This window comes from Nitrosovibrio sp. Nv6, assembly GCF_900110495.1.
Taxonomy (GTDB): domain Bacteria; phylum Pseudomonadota; class Gammaproteobacteria; order Burkholderiales; family Nitrosomonadaceae; genus Nitrosospira.
Genome location: NZ_FODX01000001.1, coordinates 1,025,443 through 1,042,825, shown reverse-complemented (window position 1 = coordinate 1,042,825; position 17,383 = coordinate 1,025,443). Strand labels below are relative to the sequence as shown.

The following is a 17,383-nucleotide window of genomic DNA, read 5'->3' as shown; positions in this document are numbered from 1 at the left end:
ATTAATAGGGCAATTCCAATCGACGCGCCATGATTACGGCCTTGTGACGACGGTTGCCGAAAATTCTTACACTCGCATGATGGTTATTGGGGATTTTCTTACAAGCTTTTGTTTTCTCTTAGATTATCATATATGGCACAGTATTTGCTTTAAATTTGTGTAGTCGCGTAAATGGATGTTGCGACAGTGCCCACGAATAAAAAATGAAAAAGTGGTAATGGTGGGATAGGTATTACAAGCTCTGGATTGACCGCCATCGCGACGGCATCGCTAATAACAAAAGAATGCGAATCCGGTCGGCGCCGGATGAGTCGATCAGACAAACTTCGTTCGTCTGGATGCTTCAAAGTTTGCTTGGTAGTAGCAGAGGAGGGTAGTACCAATAACAATAACTACAATAATAATAAATAGTGAATCAGGGTCAGGGCGGCGCCTTCTGCAAATGAAGATATTGCCCTGACTCTGATTATTTTTTTGCGCTCCGATCACCTTTACTGGAGCTGTTACGGCTGGAATACGGGCCACTACGATTTGAGAAAAACCGGTTTGAGCTCTAATGGCATCCGGTGATTTCCAATCCCGAGAAATATGCTCGGAAGCAACTGATCACTGAGCCAATTGTTCACTAATGGTGATGATGCGAGGAGGGATTGCTTCCCAGAGCAGTCGGTTGCTCCGTGATGCGAATTTGATAATTGTCGTGACACGCGCTGCATTTTTTCATGGATTCACTTAATTGCCGCAGCGTGTGCTTCGGATCTTTCAAGGATTCCGCATCAACTGCTATCTGATCGAAAGCCTTGTGTACCGACATGCCGAGCTGCATGAATTCCTTCGGCAGCACTGCTTTGAGATGATCCTCGCCCTTATGCGCCATGCTCATGCCAAGCGAGCGGGCGTGATCTGCCACCGCCGCCATATCTTCCCTATAGACCGCATCCAGAATCTTCTGCATTCCCGATAACAGGGCGCGCATTTCCGTTAGGACGTGGTTGCGCTGAAGCTCACTAAGGGGAAGGATCTGGCGTTTATCAATTTCAGCCGCTGTCGCGGTGGCGGTAATAAAAAGCAGCGCAATTACAAGGATTTTTTTCAACTTGATCTCCCGTGTAGATTTAATGCCAGGCTTTCGCATTATCTTTTCATCGCTGCCGCTTGTCACAATGACGCAATGAGTTTTTTTTCTCATATCAACGCTTCGCGCCAGGATATAACCGGAAGGAGAGTTTGAACAGCCAGGTCAGCCTTGCCTGTCTTGCAAGCCTTCTGCTTGTAAATCATGCTCGTTGGAGCCGACAATTTCAACCTCCATAAATCTGCCGGGTTTCACATTTTTCACGTTGTTGACATAAACCAGGCCATCGATTTCCGGCGCGTCTGCAGTGCTGCGGGCAATCGCCGTGTTTTTGTCTACTTCATCCACTAACACCGTCATATGCTTACCTATTTTTCTGGCAAGACGAGCGGTACTGATTTTTTCCTGAACCGCCATGAAGCGGCCGCGGCGCTCTTCTTTCACCTCTTCCGGAACATGATCAGATAGCGCATTTGCTGCCGCGCCCTCCACTGGCGAGTAGGCAAAGCATCCGACACGGTCCAGTTGCGCTTCCTGAAGGAAATCCAGGAGTTGCTCGAACTCTGCTTCGGTTTCGCCTGGAAAGCCGACGATGAATGTACTGCGCAGCGTGATATCGGGGCATTTTTCGCGCCAGCTCTCGATACGGGCCAGATTGTTCTCAGAGCTTGCCGGGCGTCTCATTGCTTTCAGAATACGCGGACTGGCGTGCTGGAACGGTACGTCGAGATACGGAAGAATTTTACCTTCGGCCATCAGCGGAATCACTTCATCAACATGCGGGTAGGGATAGACATAGTGCAGCCGGACCCAGACGCCGAGTTCGCCCAAGGCGCGAACCAGTTCGGTCATACGGGTTTTCAAGGGCCTGCCTTGCCAGAAGCCGGTGCGGTATTTGATATCCACACCGTAGGCGCTGGTATCCTGCGAAATTATCAGCAGTTCCCTGACACCCGCGTTGACCAGATTTTCCGCTTCCTGCATTACGTGATTGACTGGACGGCTAACCAGATCGCCGCGCATGGAAGGGATAATGCAGAACGTGCAGCGATGATTGCACCCTTCGGAAATCTTGACATATGCGTAGTGTCTCGGCGTAAGCTTTATTCCCTGTGGCGGGATCAGGCTGGTGTAAGGGTCATGCGGCTGCGGCAAATGCATGTGAACCGCCGCCATGACTTCCGGCAGAGCTTGCGGACCCGTCACCGCCAGCACCTGCGGATGGGCTTGTTTGACCACGTTGCCGCCGTCTTTTGCGCCGAGGCAGCCGGTGACGATGACCTTGCCGTTTTCTGCCAGTGCCTCGCCAATGGCGTCCAGCGATTCCTCAACGGCGCTGTCAATGAAGCCGCAGGTGTTGACGACAACCAGGTCAGCATCCTCATAAGTGGAGGACGTTTCATAACCCTCGGCACGCAGTTGGGTGAGGATTTGCTCGGAATCCACCAACGCCTTGGGACATCCAAGCGAGACGAAACCGATTTTGGGAGGCAGTTGTTTGAGAGACGCCATATGTAATAATGAAATAGTGAAATGAGTATCGGTAGCCTGTATTTCTCGAAAACAGGAAATATCCGATTCAAGAATGAAGGCTGCCCGAAATTTTTTAACTCATGCAGGGTGAGCGAACAGGCTGCCGGCCAGCCAGATGGAGCTGATCCCCAGCGTAATGAGCGCAACTTGCTGTATGGTGGCCCCGATTTCGGGACGCCTGTGCAGGCCGGGAATCAGATCCGACATGGCGACATAAATCATGCTTGCGGCGGCCACTCCCAGCAGGGATGGAATCAGGTGGTTCATATCCTGCAACATGAAGTAGGTCGCCATGCCGCCAAGCAGAGTGGCAACGCTGGACAAGAGATTGAACAGCAGCGCCTGCTTCCGGGTATAGCCGGAATTGAGCAGAATCAGAAAATCACCGGCTTCCTGTGGAATCTCATGGGCGATTATGGCGATAGAAGTGACAATGCCCAATTGTACGTCCGCCATGAACGCTGCGGCAATGAGTATGCCATCGACAAAATTATGAAACGTATCGCCCAGCATAATCATTATGCCGCTGCGGCCGTGATCATGCTGATCCATGGCATTGGCTATCGGCGTAGGCGGAATCGCAACGATGGTGGCGGCATGCACAGGATCATGGACTTCGCATTCCTCCGCATGACAGTGGCGCCACAATACCAGTTTTTCGAGAATGAAGAATAACAGGATGCCAAATAGCACCGTGGCTGTCATCTGGGCAGGATCTTTTGAAAGCTCGAGCGCCTCCGGCAGCGCATTGAGAAAAGCCGCCCCCAGCAGCGCGCCGATGGCATATGAAATCAGCATCTGTACCCATGATGTTCGGGTATTAAGCGTCAGCGCGGCAGCAAACAGTACACTTAACGTTCCGCCAAACAGGCTGGTGACGATGATCCAGGCAAGAATAGACATTTACGGCGAACAATGGAAAATGCGGGATTATACGCTCTTGCAAGATGCAGATTCAGGCAAATAGCGCGGTAGCAATTGGACCGTGACAGCTCGTGGCGGGAACATGAAAGACCGTAAATGACAATTTCCGGTTTGCTTCAGTCATACACTTGCCAATTCAAATACTGACTTACGGCACCAGCCAGATCAAACCGGCCATACGTCCGGTATGGCCATCGCGGCGATAAGAAAAAAATTTCGCCGGGTTGCCATAGGTACATTCTCCTCCACCGTAAATCGCGGTGATACCGGCATCCGTCAATCGCTGCCGCGCCAGCAGAAAAAGATCCGCGAACCATTTGTCATTATTCCCGGGGCGTGGACGGAAGGCGGCAGCAGCTTTCCGGTCCTGTTTGATAAAAGCCTGGCGTACCTCTTCACCGACCTCAAAATGATCGGGTCCGATCGCCGGACCGAGCCATGCCATGATAGGGCTATCTACTGCACCTATCGCCGATACCGTGTGTTCGATGACTCCCCCGGCCAATCCGCGCCAGCCGGCGTGAATCACGCCAACAACGGAGCCTGCATGATCGCATAATAGTATCGGCAGGCAGTCGGCTACCAGTATCGCACACACATTTCCTGGGTGCCGGCTGAGCGCGGCGTCACCCTCGGTTGGGACCGTGCAATCATATGCATCGACGTTGACGGATCCCGTGCCGTGTATCTGCTTGAGCCATTTGGGCTCTCCCGGCAGAAAGCGGCGCAGCAGGGCGCGGTTCTGTTCGACGGCTAATGGATCGTCGCCAACATGATCTCCAAGGTTGAGGCTGGCATAAGGTTCATTGCTGACGCCGCCATTACGCGTGGTGAACAGGGCCTTCACGTTGCACGGCGCAGGCCAGTCGGGTGTGATCCAATTATTCACACTGGAACCGAATTGATCGGCAGGGGATTTTCATCCCGGCATTGGCGAAGTACCAGCAGAAGACTGTTCATATCCTCCGGCAATGCTGCTTCCCACGTCATTCTTTTCCCCTGTTGTGGATGGGTCAGTTCCAGCCTTTGCGCATGCAGCGCCTGCCTGGGAAAACGGGCAAGCAGTTGTCCCGTGTTGTGTATGCTCTTTTTCGGCTTGCCCCCATACACCGGATCTCCCAGAAGGGGATGACCGATGGAGTGCATGTGCACACGGATCTGATGCGTGCGTCCCGTTTCCAGGCTGCATTGAAGCAAAGTGCAGTCATCAAACTTTTCCAGTACCCGATAATGGGTACGCGCCTCTTTACCGCTTGCAATGACAGCCATTTTGGTACGCTGTACCGGATGCCGTCCTACCGGTGCATCGACCCATCCATCAGTCGAAACCTGGCCGAGTACCAGTGCCAGGTAATCTCGTTTCACGGTGTGGTCTTGCAGCTGTCGCACCAGACTGGTTTGGGATTCCAGTGTTTTTGCCACAACCAGCAAGCCGCTCGTATCCTTGTCCAACCGGTGAACGATGCCAGCGCGGGGTATTCCGCTCAATTGCGCAGCGTGGTGCAATAATGCATTCAGCATGGTTCCACGCCAATTCCCGCTGCCGGGATGCACCACAAGCCCGGCGGGTTTATTGATGACGATGAGCGCGTCGTCCTCGTAAACGATGTTCAGCGAAATGGCTTCGGGAGCATGGCCGGTTTCCATGGGATGATACGATGGCTTGACCTCGATCTTTTCTCCGCTCCACACCTTCTGTTTGGGAACAGCCTCGGCTCCATCCACGCTTATCCGTTTGTCCCGAATCCATGTCTGCAGGCGGGTGCGAGACCAGTCTGGCAGCAGTTGCGCGAGAGCCTGGTCGAGCCGCACCCCAGCAAAGCCCTGGGGTATTATCAGCTCGATGGTGGTTTCAGCCGATTCAGCCGGTACGGGCTTTGCGTTATAATGGTCAACCCTATTTTTAGCTTCAAACGAACTCATATGTCGCGTAGTGTAGCTCTATTTCTGGTATTGCTGCTATCAGCCTGTGGTCTGTTCCCCAAGGAAGTGCAGGATTCCAAGAGCTGGTCGGCAAGCAAATACTATTCCGAGGCAAAAACGGAATTGAATGATGGAAATTACCAGGGCGCCATCAAATTATTCGAAGCACTGGAAGCCCGTTATCCGTATGGGCGCTATGCGCAGCAGGCGCAACTGGAGATTGCCTACGCGCATTACAAGGATGGCGAACCTGCCTCGGCTATTGCTGCCGCCGACCGCTTTATCAAGCTTCATCCCAATCACGCAAACGTGGATTACGCTTATTACCTTAAAGGCTTGTCGAATTTCAATGACGACCTCGGGTTGATGGGCATCGTCTCAGAAAAAATTCTGGGTCAGGATATGAGCGAGCGCGATCCCAAGGCGTCTCGCGAATCGTTTGAAAATTTCAGAGAACTCGTTAGCAGGTTTCCCAAGAGCAAGTACGCAGCCGATGCGGTGCAGAGAATGAAGCATCTGGTCAACGTGGTGGCGCTGAACGAAGTACAAGTGGCGCGTTATTACATGAAACGGGGCGGCTATGTCGCCGCGGCCAATCGTGCTCAATATGCCCTGAAGGAATACCCGCAGACCCCGGCAACGGAAGAAGCACTATTCATTATGGTGAAAGCCTATGACGCATTGGGAATGACCGACTTGCGGGACGATGCGAATCGCGTGATGATGAAAAATTTCCCCAACAGCAGGTTCTTCGCCGATTCCACCGGAGTGGATGGAGAACCCTGGTGGCGATTCTGGTAATAAAAACGGGTATGGACAGTTGCCGGTTCCGGAAAGTATCGAAGTATTTCCCAGGCTCAAATGCGATCCCGGGATTCAACCTGAAGGACCAAGCGCGGCTTTCTCCAACAACGGTTCTCTGTCCGTAACCTTATCCTGCAAGCGAATTGCCATGACGTCACATTTGGCATGATGCAGGACGTCACTGGCGGTTGATCCGAGCAATAAAGCAAGGCCATGACGGCCATGGGAACCGATGACTATCAAATCGACATGCTCCTTCTCGGCAATCCGGACAATTTCCTGTCCGGGGACGCCCCAAACCATCCATCGAAGGGTCGGTTCCACTCGCAATTGATTACCGATCTGCTTCAACTTGGATTTTTCCACTTCCAGCAATTCATATGTTGAATTTTCATTCAGAGGAATGATGGTTCCGTAAGCTGTATCGGGCATCGGGATATTATCCAGCACATGGATAATGCTCAATTTTGCGTGAAATATTTCCGCTAAATGCGCTGCTTTTCGGGTGACATGATTTCCGTGCTCCGAAAAATCCACCGCGAGTAAAATATGCTGATAGTTATCCATTCGTTTTTCACAGATACTATGGAGTACAAATCGGAAAAAGGAAAAGACCGGGTAAGTTACTCAAGGGCTCCAATATTGAAACCGAACGGCATGGCGCGAGTTCATGGAATTGAAATACCCTTCGGATAGCGCGGAATAGCGAATCTACGGGAAGTTTCAGCCGTTGCTGGCCGCAACGGCTTCCTGGGGTTTAAGCATCGTCTTCAAGACTTTCCAGATATTTTCGACGATTTTTTCTTGCGCCCGGGCGGTTGGATGTATCCCGTCCGCCTGAAAAAACTCCCGTTTACTCCCGAAGCCGTCCAATAGGAACGGTACCAGTTTGACCCCGTGGCGTTTAGCCAATTCCGGGTAGATATCCTGAAACTTTTGCGTGTATGTTATGCCATAATTAGGCGGTAGTTGCATCCCGGCCAACAGGACAATGGCTTTATTTCGCTGGCAGGCTTCAATGATGGCTTCGAGATCATTACGTATGGATTCAACGGGTGCCCCGCGTAACCCATCATTACCGCCAAGCTCGACAATGACAATGTCCGGGCGATGGGTTTTAAGCGCTTGCTCGATGCGGGTGCGTCCACCTGCCGCCGTTTCGCCACTGATGCTGTTGTTGATCAGATGTGTCCGCGGTTGCGTTTGCAGCTGCCTCTTCAGCAAACTGACCCATCCGGCGTCGCGCGGCAGGCCGTAGCCCGCGGATAAGCTGTCGCCAAATACCATAATAGTAGTGGTTCCGGGTGTGGCCGCAGATCCCGGCGGTGCTGCTGTGCCTGGGTTGGCGGCTCCAGCAGTTAATAGGATAGAGAGAATAATCAGGACATTTTTCATGACAAATAACCTTGTTGTACGGCCCATTGTGCAGGCAATCGGGTTGACCAAGCAAGTAAGCACCGGCAACGAACAGCTTACAATTTTGGAGAATATCAATCTGGAGGTAAATGCAGGTGACTCGGTCGCCGTTATTGGAGCGTCGGGTTCGGGCAAGTCGACCCTGCTAGGACTGCTGGCAGGATTAGATACTCCTTCGGCCGGTAAGGTTCATCTTGATGGAGAGGATATTTTCTTGCTGGATGAAGATGCACGCGCGGCGGTGCGCGGACGCATGCTCGGGTTCGTGTTTCAGTCATTTCAACTGTTACCTGCACTGACCGCGATTGAAAATGTGATGCTGCCACTTGAACTTGCCGGCGCCGGCAATGCAAGCACCGCCGCGCTGGAACTGCTTGAGCGGGTCGGGCTCGGCATGCGTCTGACACATTATCCCAGACAACTCTCCGGCGGGGAACAGCAGCGTGTCGCTATTGCACGCGCATTTGTGACGCAACCGCAACTAGTGCTGGCCGACGAACCGACCGGCAATCTGGATTCCACCACGGGCGCACAGATCATAGAACTCATGTTTGAACTGAACCGCGAGCGTGGCACCACCCTGGTTCTGGTGACTCATGACGAAGCCATTTCCAGCCGCTGTGCATGGCGGATACGGTTGGCCGGGGGAAAGATCGTAGATTAGGGGCAGTTGAACAACTTCCACGTGGAACCTGTGACAATTCCTCGGTAGAGGTATTGCGGCAAGAATACATGATCCCGAGGCGGACGCGCAGGTACATTAGATTGGGTGCCGGCCGAACTCAAACGTCAACATTTTACATGATGCATCGGGATTCGTGCCTCGCCCGCTACACTTGCTTGTTCACGGTTTCCTGATATGCTCCTCCACTTTTTGCCTACCGGTTCAACAGTATCTGGTAAGACTTTTTAATGGAAGCTATTTCTCGAACAAAACCGGCAGCACCTCCCAGGCGCCGCCTCAGGCTCGCGGTAGTTTGGATTTTACTCGCCGCCCTGATCGCTGGTGTCTGGGTCTGGCGCAATCAGAGCGGCGCGACTGACGCGAAGGACAGGCCAGTCGAGGTTACCCCCGTTGTGACCGCTGCGGTTGCACAAAACGATGTACCGGTCACACTTACCGCAAATGGCACGGTATCCGCTCAACAGACGGTCGCGGTGCGGCCCCAGCTTAGCGCCGTGGTTAGCGCGGTACATATCAAGGAAGGACAGTTTGTGCAGAAGGGGGAGAAGCTCTTCTCTCTTGATGCGCGCACGGAGGATGCCAACCTCAGCAAGACCGAAGGGCAGTTGGCAAAATCCCGGGCCGATCTGAGAAATGCCGAGCGCAACCTCGAGCGCCAGCGCGAACTTTTCCGGCAAAACTTTATTTCCCAGGCTGCGCTAGATGTGGCGGAGAATCAGGTCGAGGCGCTGCGCGGCCAGCTTGCAATGGATCAGGCTACCGTGCAGGCAAATCGCATTGCCCGCGGTTTCAGCGAGATCATCGCGCCTATTGCCGGGCGCACCGGCGCCATTCCCGTGTACCAGGGCAGTCTGGTGCAGCCAAACGATATTCTCGTCAATATCACCCAGATTGATCCGATCAATGTCAGCTTCACCTTGCCGGAACGCGAGTTTGTACCTTTGCAACAGGCGCGCGCAAAGGGCGAAGTGGCCGTCAATGTGGAACTGGGGGTTACGGGAAAGCAAACACGAAAAGGACGGTTGATATTTATTGATAATACGGTGGATACGGCAAGCGGCACAATTGGCCTTAAAGCCGAATTTCCCAACGCGGATAAACATCTATGGCCCGGAATGTTTGTCAGGGTAACGCTCGCGCCACGCACGCTGATGGGGGCGCTCACCGTTCCGGTGCAAGCGGTTCAGAATGGTCCGGAGGGACAATTCCTGTACGTTGTCGATGACAATGACCGAGTAACTTCTCTTCCGGTGAATGTGCATTTGGTACAGGATGGGCTGGCCGCAATAGAGGGAGAAACTATTACTCAAGGGGCGCGCGTTGTCGTGGAAGGTGCGCAAAATCTCAGACCCGGCAGTCTGGTAACAGAGGACGGGCGCAAGGGTGTCGAGGCAGAAGCTGATGGTTAGGACCAGCTGGATGAGCATATCAGCGTATCAGTGCATCGCCGGCACGTTCCGTAGAGCGGTGCCATGAATCTCTCCGAGTTGTGTATCCGCCGCCCAGTCATGACGGTATTGCTGTCGGCTTCCGCGGTTGTGGCTGGCATCATTGCTTACGGCGGCTTACCCATAGCGGCACTGCCCAGTTACGATTCGCCCACCATTTCCGTAACCGCGGTCCTGCCGGGTGCAAGTCCCGACACAATGGCCTCTTCGGTGGCAACACCGCTTGAGCGGCAGTTTTCTACTATCTCTGGCTTGTCGGTAATCAGTTCGACAAGCACGTTGGGCAATACTGCGATTACGCTCGAGTTCGACCAGAACCGCGATATCGACAGCGCTGCCATAGACGTGCAGGCGGCATTACTGCGCGCGGAGCGGTCGCTGCCCCTGGAAATGACCACGCCGCCATCCTATCGCAAGATCAACCCGGCTGAAGCCTCGATCATTTTTCTGGCGCTGATGTCGCCTTCAATGTCACTGCCGGAATTGAACAGCTTCGCCGAAGACCTTATCGCTCCGACGCTATCAACACTACCAGGCGTGGCGCAGGTAAATATTCATGGGCAGAAAAAATATGCGGTGCGCGTACGCGTGAACCCGGACGCATTGGCCGTTCGTAACCTGACACTCGATGATATCGCAGACGCGCTACGTACTGCCAACGCCAATTCTCCGATTGGAACACTGGAGGGGCCGCGTCAGGCGCTCACCATCCAGGCGAATCGCCAGCTCAACGATGCCGCCGCGTTTGCGAAGCTGATCGTCGCGACGTCCCCCAGCGGAAATCCGGTAAGACTCTCCGAGGTAGCGCAGGTTGAAGACAGCGTGCAATCGCTCAAGACCGCAAGTTGGGTTAATGGGGAGCCCGCGATTTCACTATCGGTGCAGCGCCAACCGGGTGCCAATACTGTCGCCACCGTTGATGCTATCAAGGCAGCACTACCAGGGCTGGTTGCCCAGATGCCATCATCTGTTCAGCTTAAGCTGACGAGCGATCGTTCCGTTTCCATCCGCGACTCCATCCATGATGTGCAGGTCACGCTGGCGATAACAATCTTTCTTGTCCTGCTAGTGATTTTCCTGTTCCTGCGCAAAGCCTCTGCCACATTGATTCCTGCAATGTCCCTGCCGATCTCACTGCTGGGGACAGTGGCGATGATGCATGCCCTTGATTACACCCTGGACAATATTTCCTTGCTAGGCATCACTCTCGCGGTCGGACTGGTGGTCGATGATGCCATCGTAATGCTTGAGAATATCGTTCGCCATATCGAAAAGGGTGTGCCGCCTCTGCAGGCTGCGCTGCAGGGCTCAAAGGAAGTCAGCTTTACCATCATTTCGATTTCCCTCTCGCTGGTTGCCGTCTTTATCCCTATTTTTTTCATGCCCGGTGTGATTGGTCTGCTTTTTCATGAGTTTGCCGCTGTCGTGGGAATCGCGGTTTTGATGTCGGCTGTTGTATCGCTTACATTGGTGCCTGTTATGACCAGCCGCTATCTTGCCGGGCATGACGCTGACGCCCTCAGTCTGAGATGGACCGGATGGTTCGACCGTGGGTTCGATAAAGTTCTGGGGGGATATGAAAGAGTACTCGATTGGGCACTGGTTCACCACCGCGTGGTTTTAGGTATTGCATTTGCCACGTTCATTGCCACGGGTGTTCTGTTCATGGTCTTGCCCAAAGGTTTTTTTCCCAATGAGGATATCGGTCAGGCGCTGATTACAGTGGAGGCGGTCGAGGACATTTCCTTTCCGGCCATGTCAGAGTTGCTGCAACGTACCAGTGACGTGATTCGCGCCCATCCCTCCGTCGATTACCTGAATGTCTACGCCACCGAAAGCAATAGTGCGCGGGTGTACATGACCCTCAGGCCGCGCAGCGAACGCGCGCCCCTCGAAGAAATAACGGAAGAGGTGCGACAGGATCTTCGCGCAATCCCGGGAGTAAATGTCTTTATAAACCCCCTTCAAAATCTCAGGCTTGGCGGACGCACCAGCAAGAGCCGCTATCAGTACGTCATGCGCAGCGTGCACGCCGATGATCTGCGCCCCGCGGCGGATGGCCTCATGTCGCGCATGCAGGCGGACCCCATCTTTCGGGATGTCACCAGCGATTCGCAATTGAGGGGTCTGGAGGCTCGCCTGAATATCGATCGGGACAAGGTCAATCTTTTGGGCGTGCAAATTGGCGATATCCGTTCCGCCCTCTATAGCGCCTTTGGCGAGCGTCAGGTCTCGACGATATATACTTCCAGCGATAGCTATTATGTGATTTTGCAGGTGGCCGCCGAGCATCAGTACGACGAGAGTGCCTTCAACAAGATTTATCTGCGTGCCGCGAATGATACGCTGGTGCCGTTATCGAGCGTTGCAACAGTCGAGCGCGAAGTGGGGCCAATTGCAATCAATCACGCGGGTCAACTGGAAGCGGTGACGATAGCATTCAATCTGGCTCCCGGCGCGGCACTGGGCGAGGCTTCCAACCGCATCGAGCAGTTCAAGCGCGAGCTTAATCTGCCCGCGAGCATTTTGACCAGCTACGCGGGCGATGCAGCGGCGTTCCAGTCTTCCCAAACGAGCCAGGTGGTGCTGATCGTTGCCGCGCTGCTGGTTATCTACGTACTGCTTGGCGTACTGTATGAGAGCTATATTCATCCGCTCACGATCCTCTCCGGGCTGCCTTCCGCCGCGGTCGGTGCGCTGGCGATGCTATGGTTGTTCGATATGGAACTGTCCATCATCGCCATGATAGGTATCCTGATGTTGATCGGCATTGTCAAGAAAAACGCAATCATGATGATCGACTTTGCGCTTGATGCACAGCGTAATAACGCGATGGGGCCGCGTGAAGCAATCCGGACTGCTTGTCTGCTGCGTTTTCGGCCCATCATGATGACGACACTAGCTGCATTGATGGGCGCATTTCCCATCGCGCTCGGACTGGGGGCGGGCGCCGAGTTGCGCCAGCCGCTGGGTCTGGCGGTGGTGGGCGGTCTGCTATTTTCGCAAGTGATCACGCTTTTCATTACACCGGTAATCTATCTTTACCTGGATCGCTTTTCCGGCAGCGGACCGCTGAAGCTGGAGACGGATCATGAATTGGCCCGGCGACAGGGAGCATAGTCTGCCATGCATAGATTGGATAGGTGGGTGAGCGTTGGGGTTCCCGCGTCACGCCAACCTTGTATGAGGATGTCAGTCGTAGGATGGTCGGAGCGAAGTGCAACCCATCGAAACAATGATGGTATGGCTAAGGGTATGGCTTGGCGCCTCCACCCATCCTGCGCCTACGGATTTAGGGTTAGTTACTTCACTTTCATGCCCGGCCGCGCGCCTTCATCAGGAGCAAGCAGGTAAGGTCCGCCCCCGTCACCTGCGGCCAATACCATTCCCTCGGATAGGCCGAACTTCATCTTGCGCGGTGCAAGGTTGGCCACCATGATAGTCAGGCGGCCCTTGAGCTGTTCCGGATCATAGGCAGATTTTATGCCGGCGAATACAGTACGCTGGTCCGACCCGATATCCAGGGTGAGTTTGAGCAATTTATCCGCACCTTCGACGTGCTCGGCTTCGACGATTCTTGCCACCCTCAGGTCGATCTTGCCGAAGTCATCAATTGTTATTGTTGCTGCAGCGGTGCTTTTGACATCGCCCTCACCTCTTGCAGGGGTGGCGGACGGGGCGACAGAACTTTTTTCCATGGGTTGCACATTTTGTCTGGTTTGTGGTGGCTGCGCTGAAGGCTTGAGGCTTTCCTTATTGGCATTGATCAGCATCTCGATCTGTCTGGAATCAATACGGGTCATGAGATGTTCGTAGTCATTGATCTGATGCCCCTCGGGTAACAGCCGGTTTTGCGAACTGGCATCTTTCCAGGTGAGAGGTTCAAGGCCCAGGAACAGTTCCGCTTTTGCAGCAAGCCTCGGCAGCACAGGTTTCAGGTAAACGGTGAGAATCCGGAACATGTTCAAAGTAACGCTGCATACTTCATGCAACTCCCGGTCGTTCTCGCTATTTTTTGCCAGGATCCACGGCTTCGTCCGATCCACGTATTGATTGGCTACGTCCGCCGCCAGCATTATTTCCTTTATTGCTTTGCTGTACTCCCTGCGATCATAAAAGTTCGCAATGGAAATATGGCGGCCGAGGAAAGTATCTCCCTCTCCGAGCTGACAGAAAAGAAATTGATTGAACCATTTTCTATTGGCTTCCGAAATATTGTGTGTTAGCTGGCCACCAAATTTTTTATTGATGAAACCGGCGCATCTGCTGGCGATATTGATGTATTTTCCTATCAGATCGCTATTGACGCGCGCAGTGAAATCATCGAAATTGAGATCGATGTCTTCCATGCTATCGTTGAGCTTGGCAGCGTAGTAATAGCGCAGCCATTCCGGATTCAAGCCCTGCTTCAAATAGCTTTCCGCAGTGATGAAGGTCCCGCGGGATTTGGACATTTTTTGTCCGTTGACAGTAAGGAATCCATGCGCGTAAATCTGGGTGGGAGTGCGGTAGCCGGAGAATTCCAGCATTGCCGGCCAGAACAGGGCATGGAAATAAAGAATATCCTTACCAATGAAATGCACCATTTCAGTACTGCCGCCGGGCCGAAGGTATTCGTCGATCTCCGCTTGAGATCGCTGCCGTTGCTTGAAGTAATTCTTGAAGCTGCCGAAGTAGCCCACGGGAGCATCCAGCCAGACATAGAAAAATTTCTTGCGGGCAGTCCCGGGAATCGGAAAGCCGAAATAAGGCGCATCGCGCGAAATATCCCAATCCGACAGGCCGGCCGAAAGCCATTCATTCATCTTGTTGGCGGCTTCGGGTTGAAGTCGAGGCTTCATTTCCAGCGTGGCGCCAGATGGAGTAGAAACCGATTCAAAGACCCATTCTTTGAGAAAAGCCTTGCAGCGAGGATCCGAAAGCTTGAAGAAGTGGTGTTTCGAAGCGCGGCGTTCCGGTTTCGCCCCCGAAACGGCGGAGTAAGGATTGATCAGATCGGTTGGCGAATACGTGGCGCCGCAAGCTTCACAGGAGTCACCGTATTGATCTTTGGAGTGGCAACTCGGACATTCACCTTTGATGTATCGATCCGGTAAAAACATCTGCTTGACCGGATCATAAAACTGCTCAACCGAGCGTTTCGCGATCAAACCCTTTGCTTCAAGCTGGCGATAAATATCCTCGCAAAATTCCTGATTTTCAGGGGAATCGGTGGTGTAGTAGCTATCGAAATCGACATGGAAGCCATCGAAATCAGCCTTGTGTTCCTGCCATACTCGATCTATCAACTGCTTCGGTGTAATGCCTTCCTGTTCGGCGCGCAGCATGATCGGGGTGCCATGAGTGTCATCCGCACAAACGTAATGCACCTCATGCTCTTGCATTTTCTGAAAACGAACCCAGATATCCGTCTGGATGTATTCCACCAGATGACCAAGATGGATACTGCCGTTCGCATACGGCAAGGCGGAGGTAACCAGGATTTTTCGCTTGTTCATCAATTGGCTATAAAAGATTTGAAATGTGATTGTAGCAAACTGTAGGCCCTGACGGTCTGTCGAAGGAAACCAATCGTAAATTTGAAAGGGTATGGTCCTCCCGCTTCTTGCCAACGTTTTATTCAAACTGGCGTGCAGACCTGGTATGGCCTATTCGATTTATCACGTCGCCAGACTATCGACCCCGATATTTGTTAATATTCGAGTCTTCATTTGTGCCGCAGATAAAGGAGTGCGAAAGTGCCTATCACGGAACAGCAAATACAGTCCGCCCTCAAGGAAATTACAGACCTCAGCACCGGCAAGGATTACGTGACCAGCAATGAGGCGCGTAACATCAAAATAGCTGGTGATAACGTGTCGCTGGATATTGTGCTTGGTTACCCGGCCAAAAGCGTAATAGAAAGTATCCGCAAACAGGTGGAGGGCAAGCTCAAAAGCATTCCCGGGATTGGCAGCGTTAATGCCAATGTCACCAGCAAGATTGTGTCGCACAGCGTGCAGGGCGGGGTAAAGCTCATTCCGGGGGTGAAAAACATTATCGCTGTGGCATCCGGCAAAGGCGGCGTGGGTAAATCCGCCACCGCGGTAAATCTGGCGCTGGCGCTGTCAGCAGAAGGTGCGTCTGTAGGGATTCTGGATGCGGACATTTACGGACCCTCGCAGCCGCAGATGCTCGGGATTACGGGGCGCCCGGAGTCGCCGGACGGCAAGAGCATGGAACCGATGAAAGCACATGGCATCCAGGCGATATCCATCGGTTTTCTGATCGACGCGGAAACGCCGATGGTCTGGCGCGGACCGATGGTCACGCAGGCATTGCAGCAGTTATTGAACGATACCCGATGGAATGACGTGGACTATCTTATTGTGGACATGCCGCCTGGAACCGGTGATATCCAGTTGACTCTCGCGCAGAAAGTGCCGGTAACAGGCGCTGTTATCGTTACCACCCCTCAGGATATTGCACTGCTTGATGCCCGCAAGGGGCTCAAGATGTTCCAGAAAGTGGGTATCCCCATCGTCGGTATTGTCGAAAACATGAGCACCCACATCTGCTCCCAGTGCGGCCACGAGGAACATGTTTTCGGCACAGGCGGCGGTGAAAAGATGTGCAAGGATTACAATGTAGAATTTCTGGGCGCCTTGCCCCTCGATATAAAGATCCGTGAACATACCGATTCCGGCACGCCGACGGTTATCGCGGAACCGGAGGGACGGATAGCAGAGACTTACCGCAGCATTGCCCGCCGCCTTGCAGTCAGGATCGACGAATTGGCGCTGGATCACTCAGCGCTATTTGCGAAGATTGTGATTGAGGATACCTGATTATCATCGTATACCTTGAGGAGAACCAGCCGAAATAGCTGCGTTGGCGTCTGTGGGACAGGTAAGCTCCCCTGTTCCCGTTTCCGACTGACATTCGCTGAGATTCTCGTCCTTTAAGAAATGACAATAAAATCGGACAAATGGATTCGCCGCATGGCGACCGAATATCGCATGATCGAGCCTTTCGAGCCCAATCAGATCAAGTATGCCAATGGACATAAAATCGTTTCATACGGGACCTCGAGTTATGGCTATGATATTCGCTGCTCGGATGAATTCAAGCTGTTCACCAACATAAACTCCGCCATCGTCGACCCCAAGAATTTCGATTCCAACTCGTTCGTCGACGTGAAGAGCGACGTTTGTCTGATCCCGCCCAATTCCTTCGCACTTGCGCGCACCGTTGAGTATTTTCGCATTCCGCGAAATGTACTCACTATTTGCCTTGGAAAATCCACCTATGCGCGTTGTGGCATTATTGTGAATGTCACGCCACTCGAACCGGAGTGGGAAGGTTACGTCACGCTGGAGTTTTCCAATACCACACCGCTTCCCGCGAAAATTTACGCTAATGAAGGAGTGGCTCAAGTGATTTTCTTTGAGTCCGATGAAGTCTGCGAGATTTCGTATAAGGATAGGGGGGGGAAATACCAGGGTCAGCATGGCGTGACCTTGCCGAAAATCTGATCACCCGCGCTGACAGCAAAACGCTCGCAACAACTTTCTCATCAAGCGCACATCGAGTTTT

The 17,383-nt window shown here is 53.1% G+C and carries 14 protein-coding genes; 6 read left to right on the top strand and 8 right to left on the bottom strand.

What is annotated here, in order from left to right:
- Nucleotides 1–625: 625 nt before the first annotated feature.
- The 5 genes from BMX66_RS04925 to rluD all read right to left on the bottom strand — a co-directional run bounded on the left by BMX66_RS04925 (nt 626) and on the right by rluD (nt 5,455).
- A complete protein-coding gene (locus BMX66_RS04925) occupies nt 626–1,189 on the bottom strand; it encodes a hypothetical protein (protein WP_255398814.1) in 564 nt (187 codons plus the stop codon).
- Between the two features lie 51 nt (nt 1,190–1,240).
- Entirely contained in the window at nt 1,241–2,587 is a 1,347-nt protein-coding gene (rimO, locus tag BMX66_RS04920) for a 30S ribosomal protein S12 methylthiotransferase RimO (RefSeq protein ID WP_090878894.1), read from the bottom strand.
- Between the two features lie 99 nt (nt 2,588–2,686).
- Nucleotides 2,687–3,511 carry a ZIP family metal transporter gene (locus BMX66_RS04915; protein WP_090878892.1) on the bottom strand — a complete coding sequence of 275 codons (825 nt, stop codon included), beginning with the start codon at nt 3,509–3,511 and terminating at the stop codon, nt 2,687–2,689.
- 169 nt (nt 3,512–3,680) lie between these two features.
- Entirely contained in the window at nt 3,681–4,421 is a 741-nt protein-coding gene (gene pgeF / locus BMX66_RS04910; RefSeq protein ID WP_090878890.1) for a peptidoglycan editing factor PgeF, read from the bottom strand.
- Nucleotides 4,418–5,455 (bottom strand): 23S rRNA pseudouridine(1911/1915/1917) synthase RluD, encoded by a 1,038-nt coding sequence (gene rluD / locus BMX66_RS04905; RefSeq protein WP_090878888.1) that lies wholly within the window; start codon nt 5,453–5,455, stop codon nt 4,418–4,420. Before rluD ends, pgeF begins: the two co-directional genes overlap by 4 nt.
- Here rluD and BMX66_RS04900 point away from each other — a divergent pair, their 5' ends adjacent.
- Nucleotides 5,456–6,256, top strand: coding sequence for an outer membrane protein assembly factor BamD (locus BMX66_RS04900; protein WP_090878886.1), 801 nt, complete (start codon nt 5,456–5,458; stop codon nt 6,254–6,256). It abuts the gene before it with no gap.
- A 75-nt stretch (nt 6,257–6,331) separates the two neighbouring features.
- Here BMX66_RS04900 and BMX66_RS04895 read toward each other — a convergent pair whose 3' ends face one another.
- Nucleotides 6,332–6,826, bottom strand: a complete 495-nt coding sequence (locus BMX66_RS04895; RefSeq protein ID WP_090878884.1) for a universal stress protein — start codon at nt 6,824–6,826, stop codon at nt 6,332–6,334.
- A 156-nt stretch (nt 6,827–6,982) separates the two neighbouring features.
- Entirely contained in the window at nt 6,983–7,654 is a 672-nt protein-coding gene (locus BMX66_RS04890) for an arylesterase (protein WP_090878882.1), read from the bottom strand.
- Here BMX66_RS04890 and BMX66_RS04885 point away from each other — a divergent pair.
- The 3 genes from BMX66_RS04885 (at nt 7,653) to BMX66_RS04875 (ending at nt 12,928) form a co-directional block, all read left to right on the top strand.
- Nucleotides 7,653–8,339, top strand: a complete 687-nt coding sequence (locus tag BMX66_RS04885) for an ABC transporter ATP-binding protein (RefSeq protein ID WP_090878880.1) — start codon at nt 7,653–7,655, stop codon at nt 8,337–8,339. The genes BMX66_RS04890 and BMX66_RS04885 overlap by 2 nt on opposite strands.
- Before the next feature lie 248 nt (nt 8,340–8,587).
- Nucleotides 8,588–9,769, top strand: coding sequence for an efflux RND transporter periplasmic adaptor subunit (locus tag BMX66_RS04880; RefSeq protein ID WP_090878878.1), 1,182 nt, complete (start codon nt 8,588–8,590; stop codon nt 9,767–9,769).
- Nucleotides 9,770–9,832: 63 nt separating this feature from the next.
- Nucleotides 9,833–12,928, top strand: a complete 3,096-nt coding sequence (locus BMX66_RS04875; protein ID WP_090878876.1) for an efflux RND transporter permease subunit — start codon at nt 9,833–9,835, stop codon at nt 12,926–12,928.
- 182 nt (nt 12,929–13,110) lie between these two features.
- On the opposite strand, the gene metG is transcribed toward BMX66_RS04875, so the two are convergent.
- Nucleotides 13,111–15,306 (bottom strand): methionine--tRNA ligase, encoded by a 2,196-nt coding sequence (metG, locus tag BMX66_RS04870; RefSeq protein WP_090878874.1) that lies wholly within the window; start codon nt 15,304–15,306, stop codon nt 13,111–13,113.
- A gap of 240 nt (nt 15,307–15,546) precedes the next feature.
- Between metG and apbC the strand changes: the two genes are divergently transcribed.
- Together apbC and dcd are read left to right on the top strand one after the other, a co-directional pair.
- Entirely contained in the window at nt 15,547–16,635 is a 1,089-nt protein-coding gene (gene apbC / locus BMX66_RS04865; protein WP_090878872.1) for an iron-sulfur cluster carrier protein ApbC, read from the top strand.
- A 120-nt stretch (nt 16,636–16,755) separates the two neighbouring features.
- The gene (gene dcd / locus BMX66_RS04860; protein ID WP_090878870.1) at nt 16,756–17,322 is read left to right on the top strand and encodes a dCTP deaminase; all 567 of its coding nucleotides are present in this window, start codon (nt 16,756–16,758) and stop codon (nt 17,320–17,322) included.
- Nucleotides 17,323–17,383: the final 61 nt, after the last annotated feature.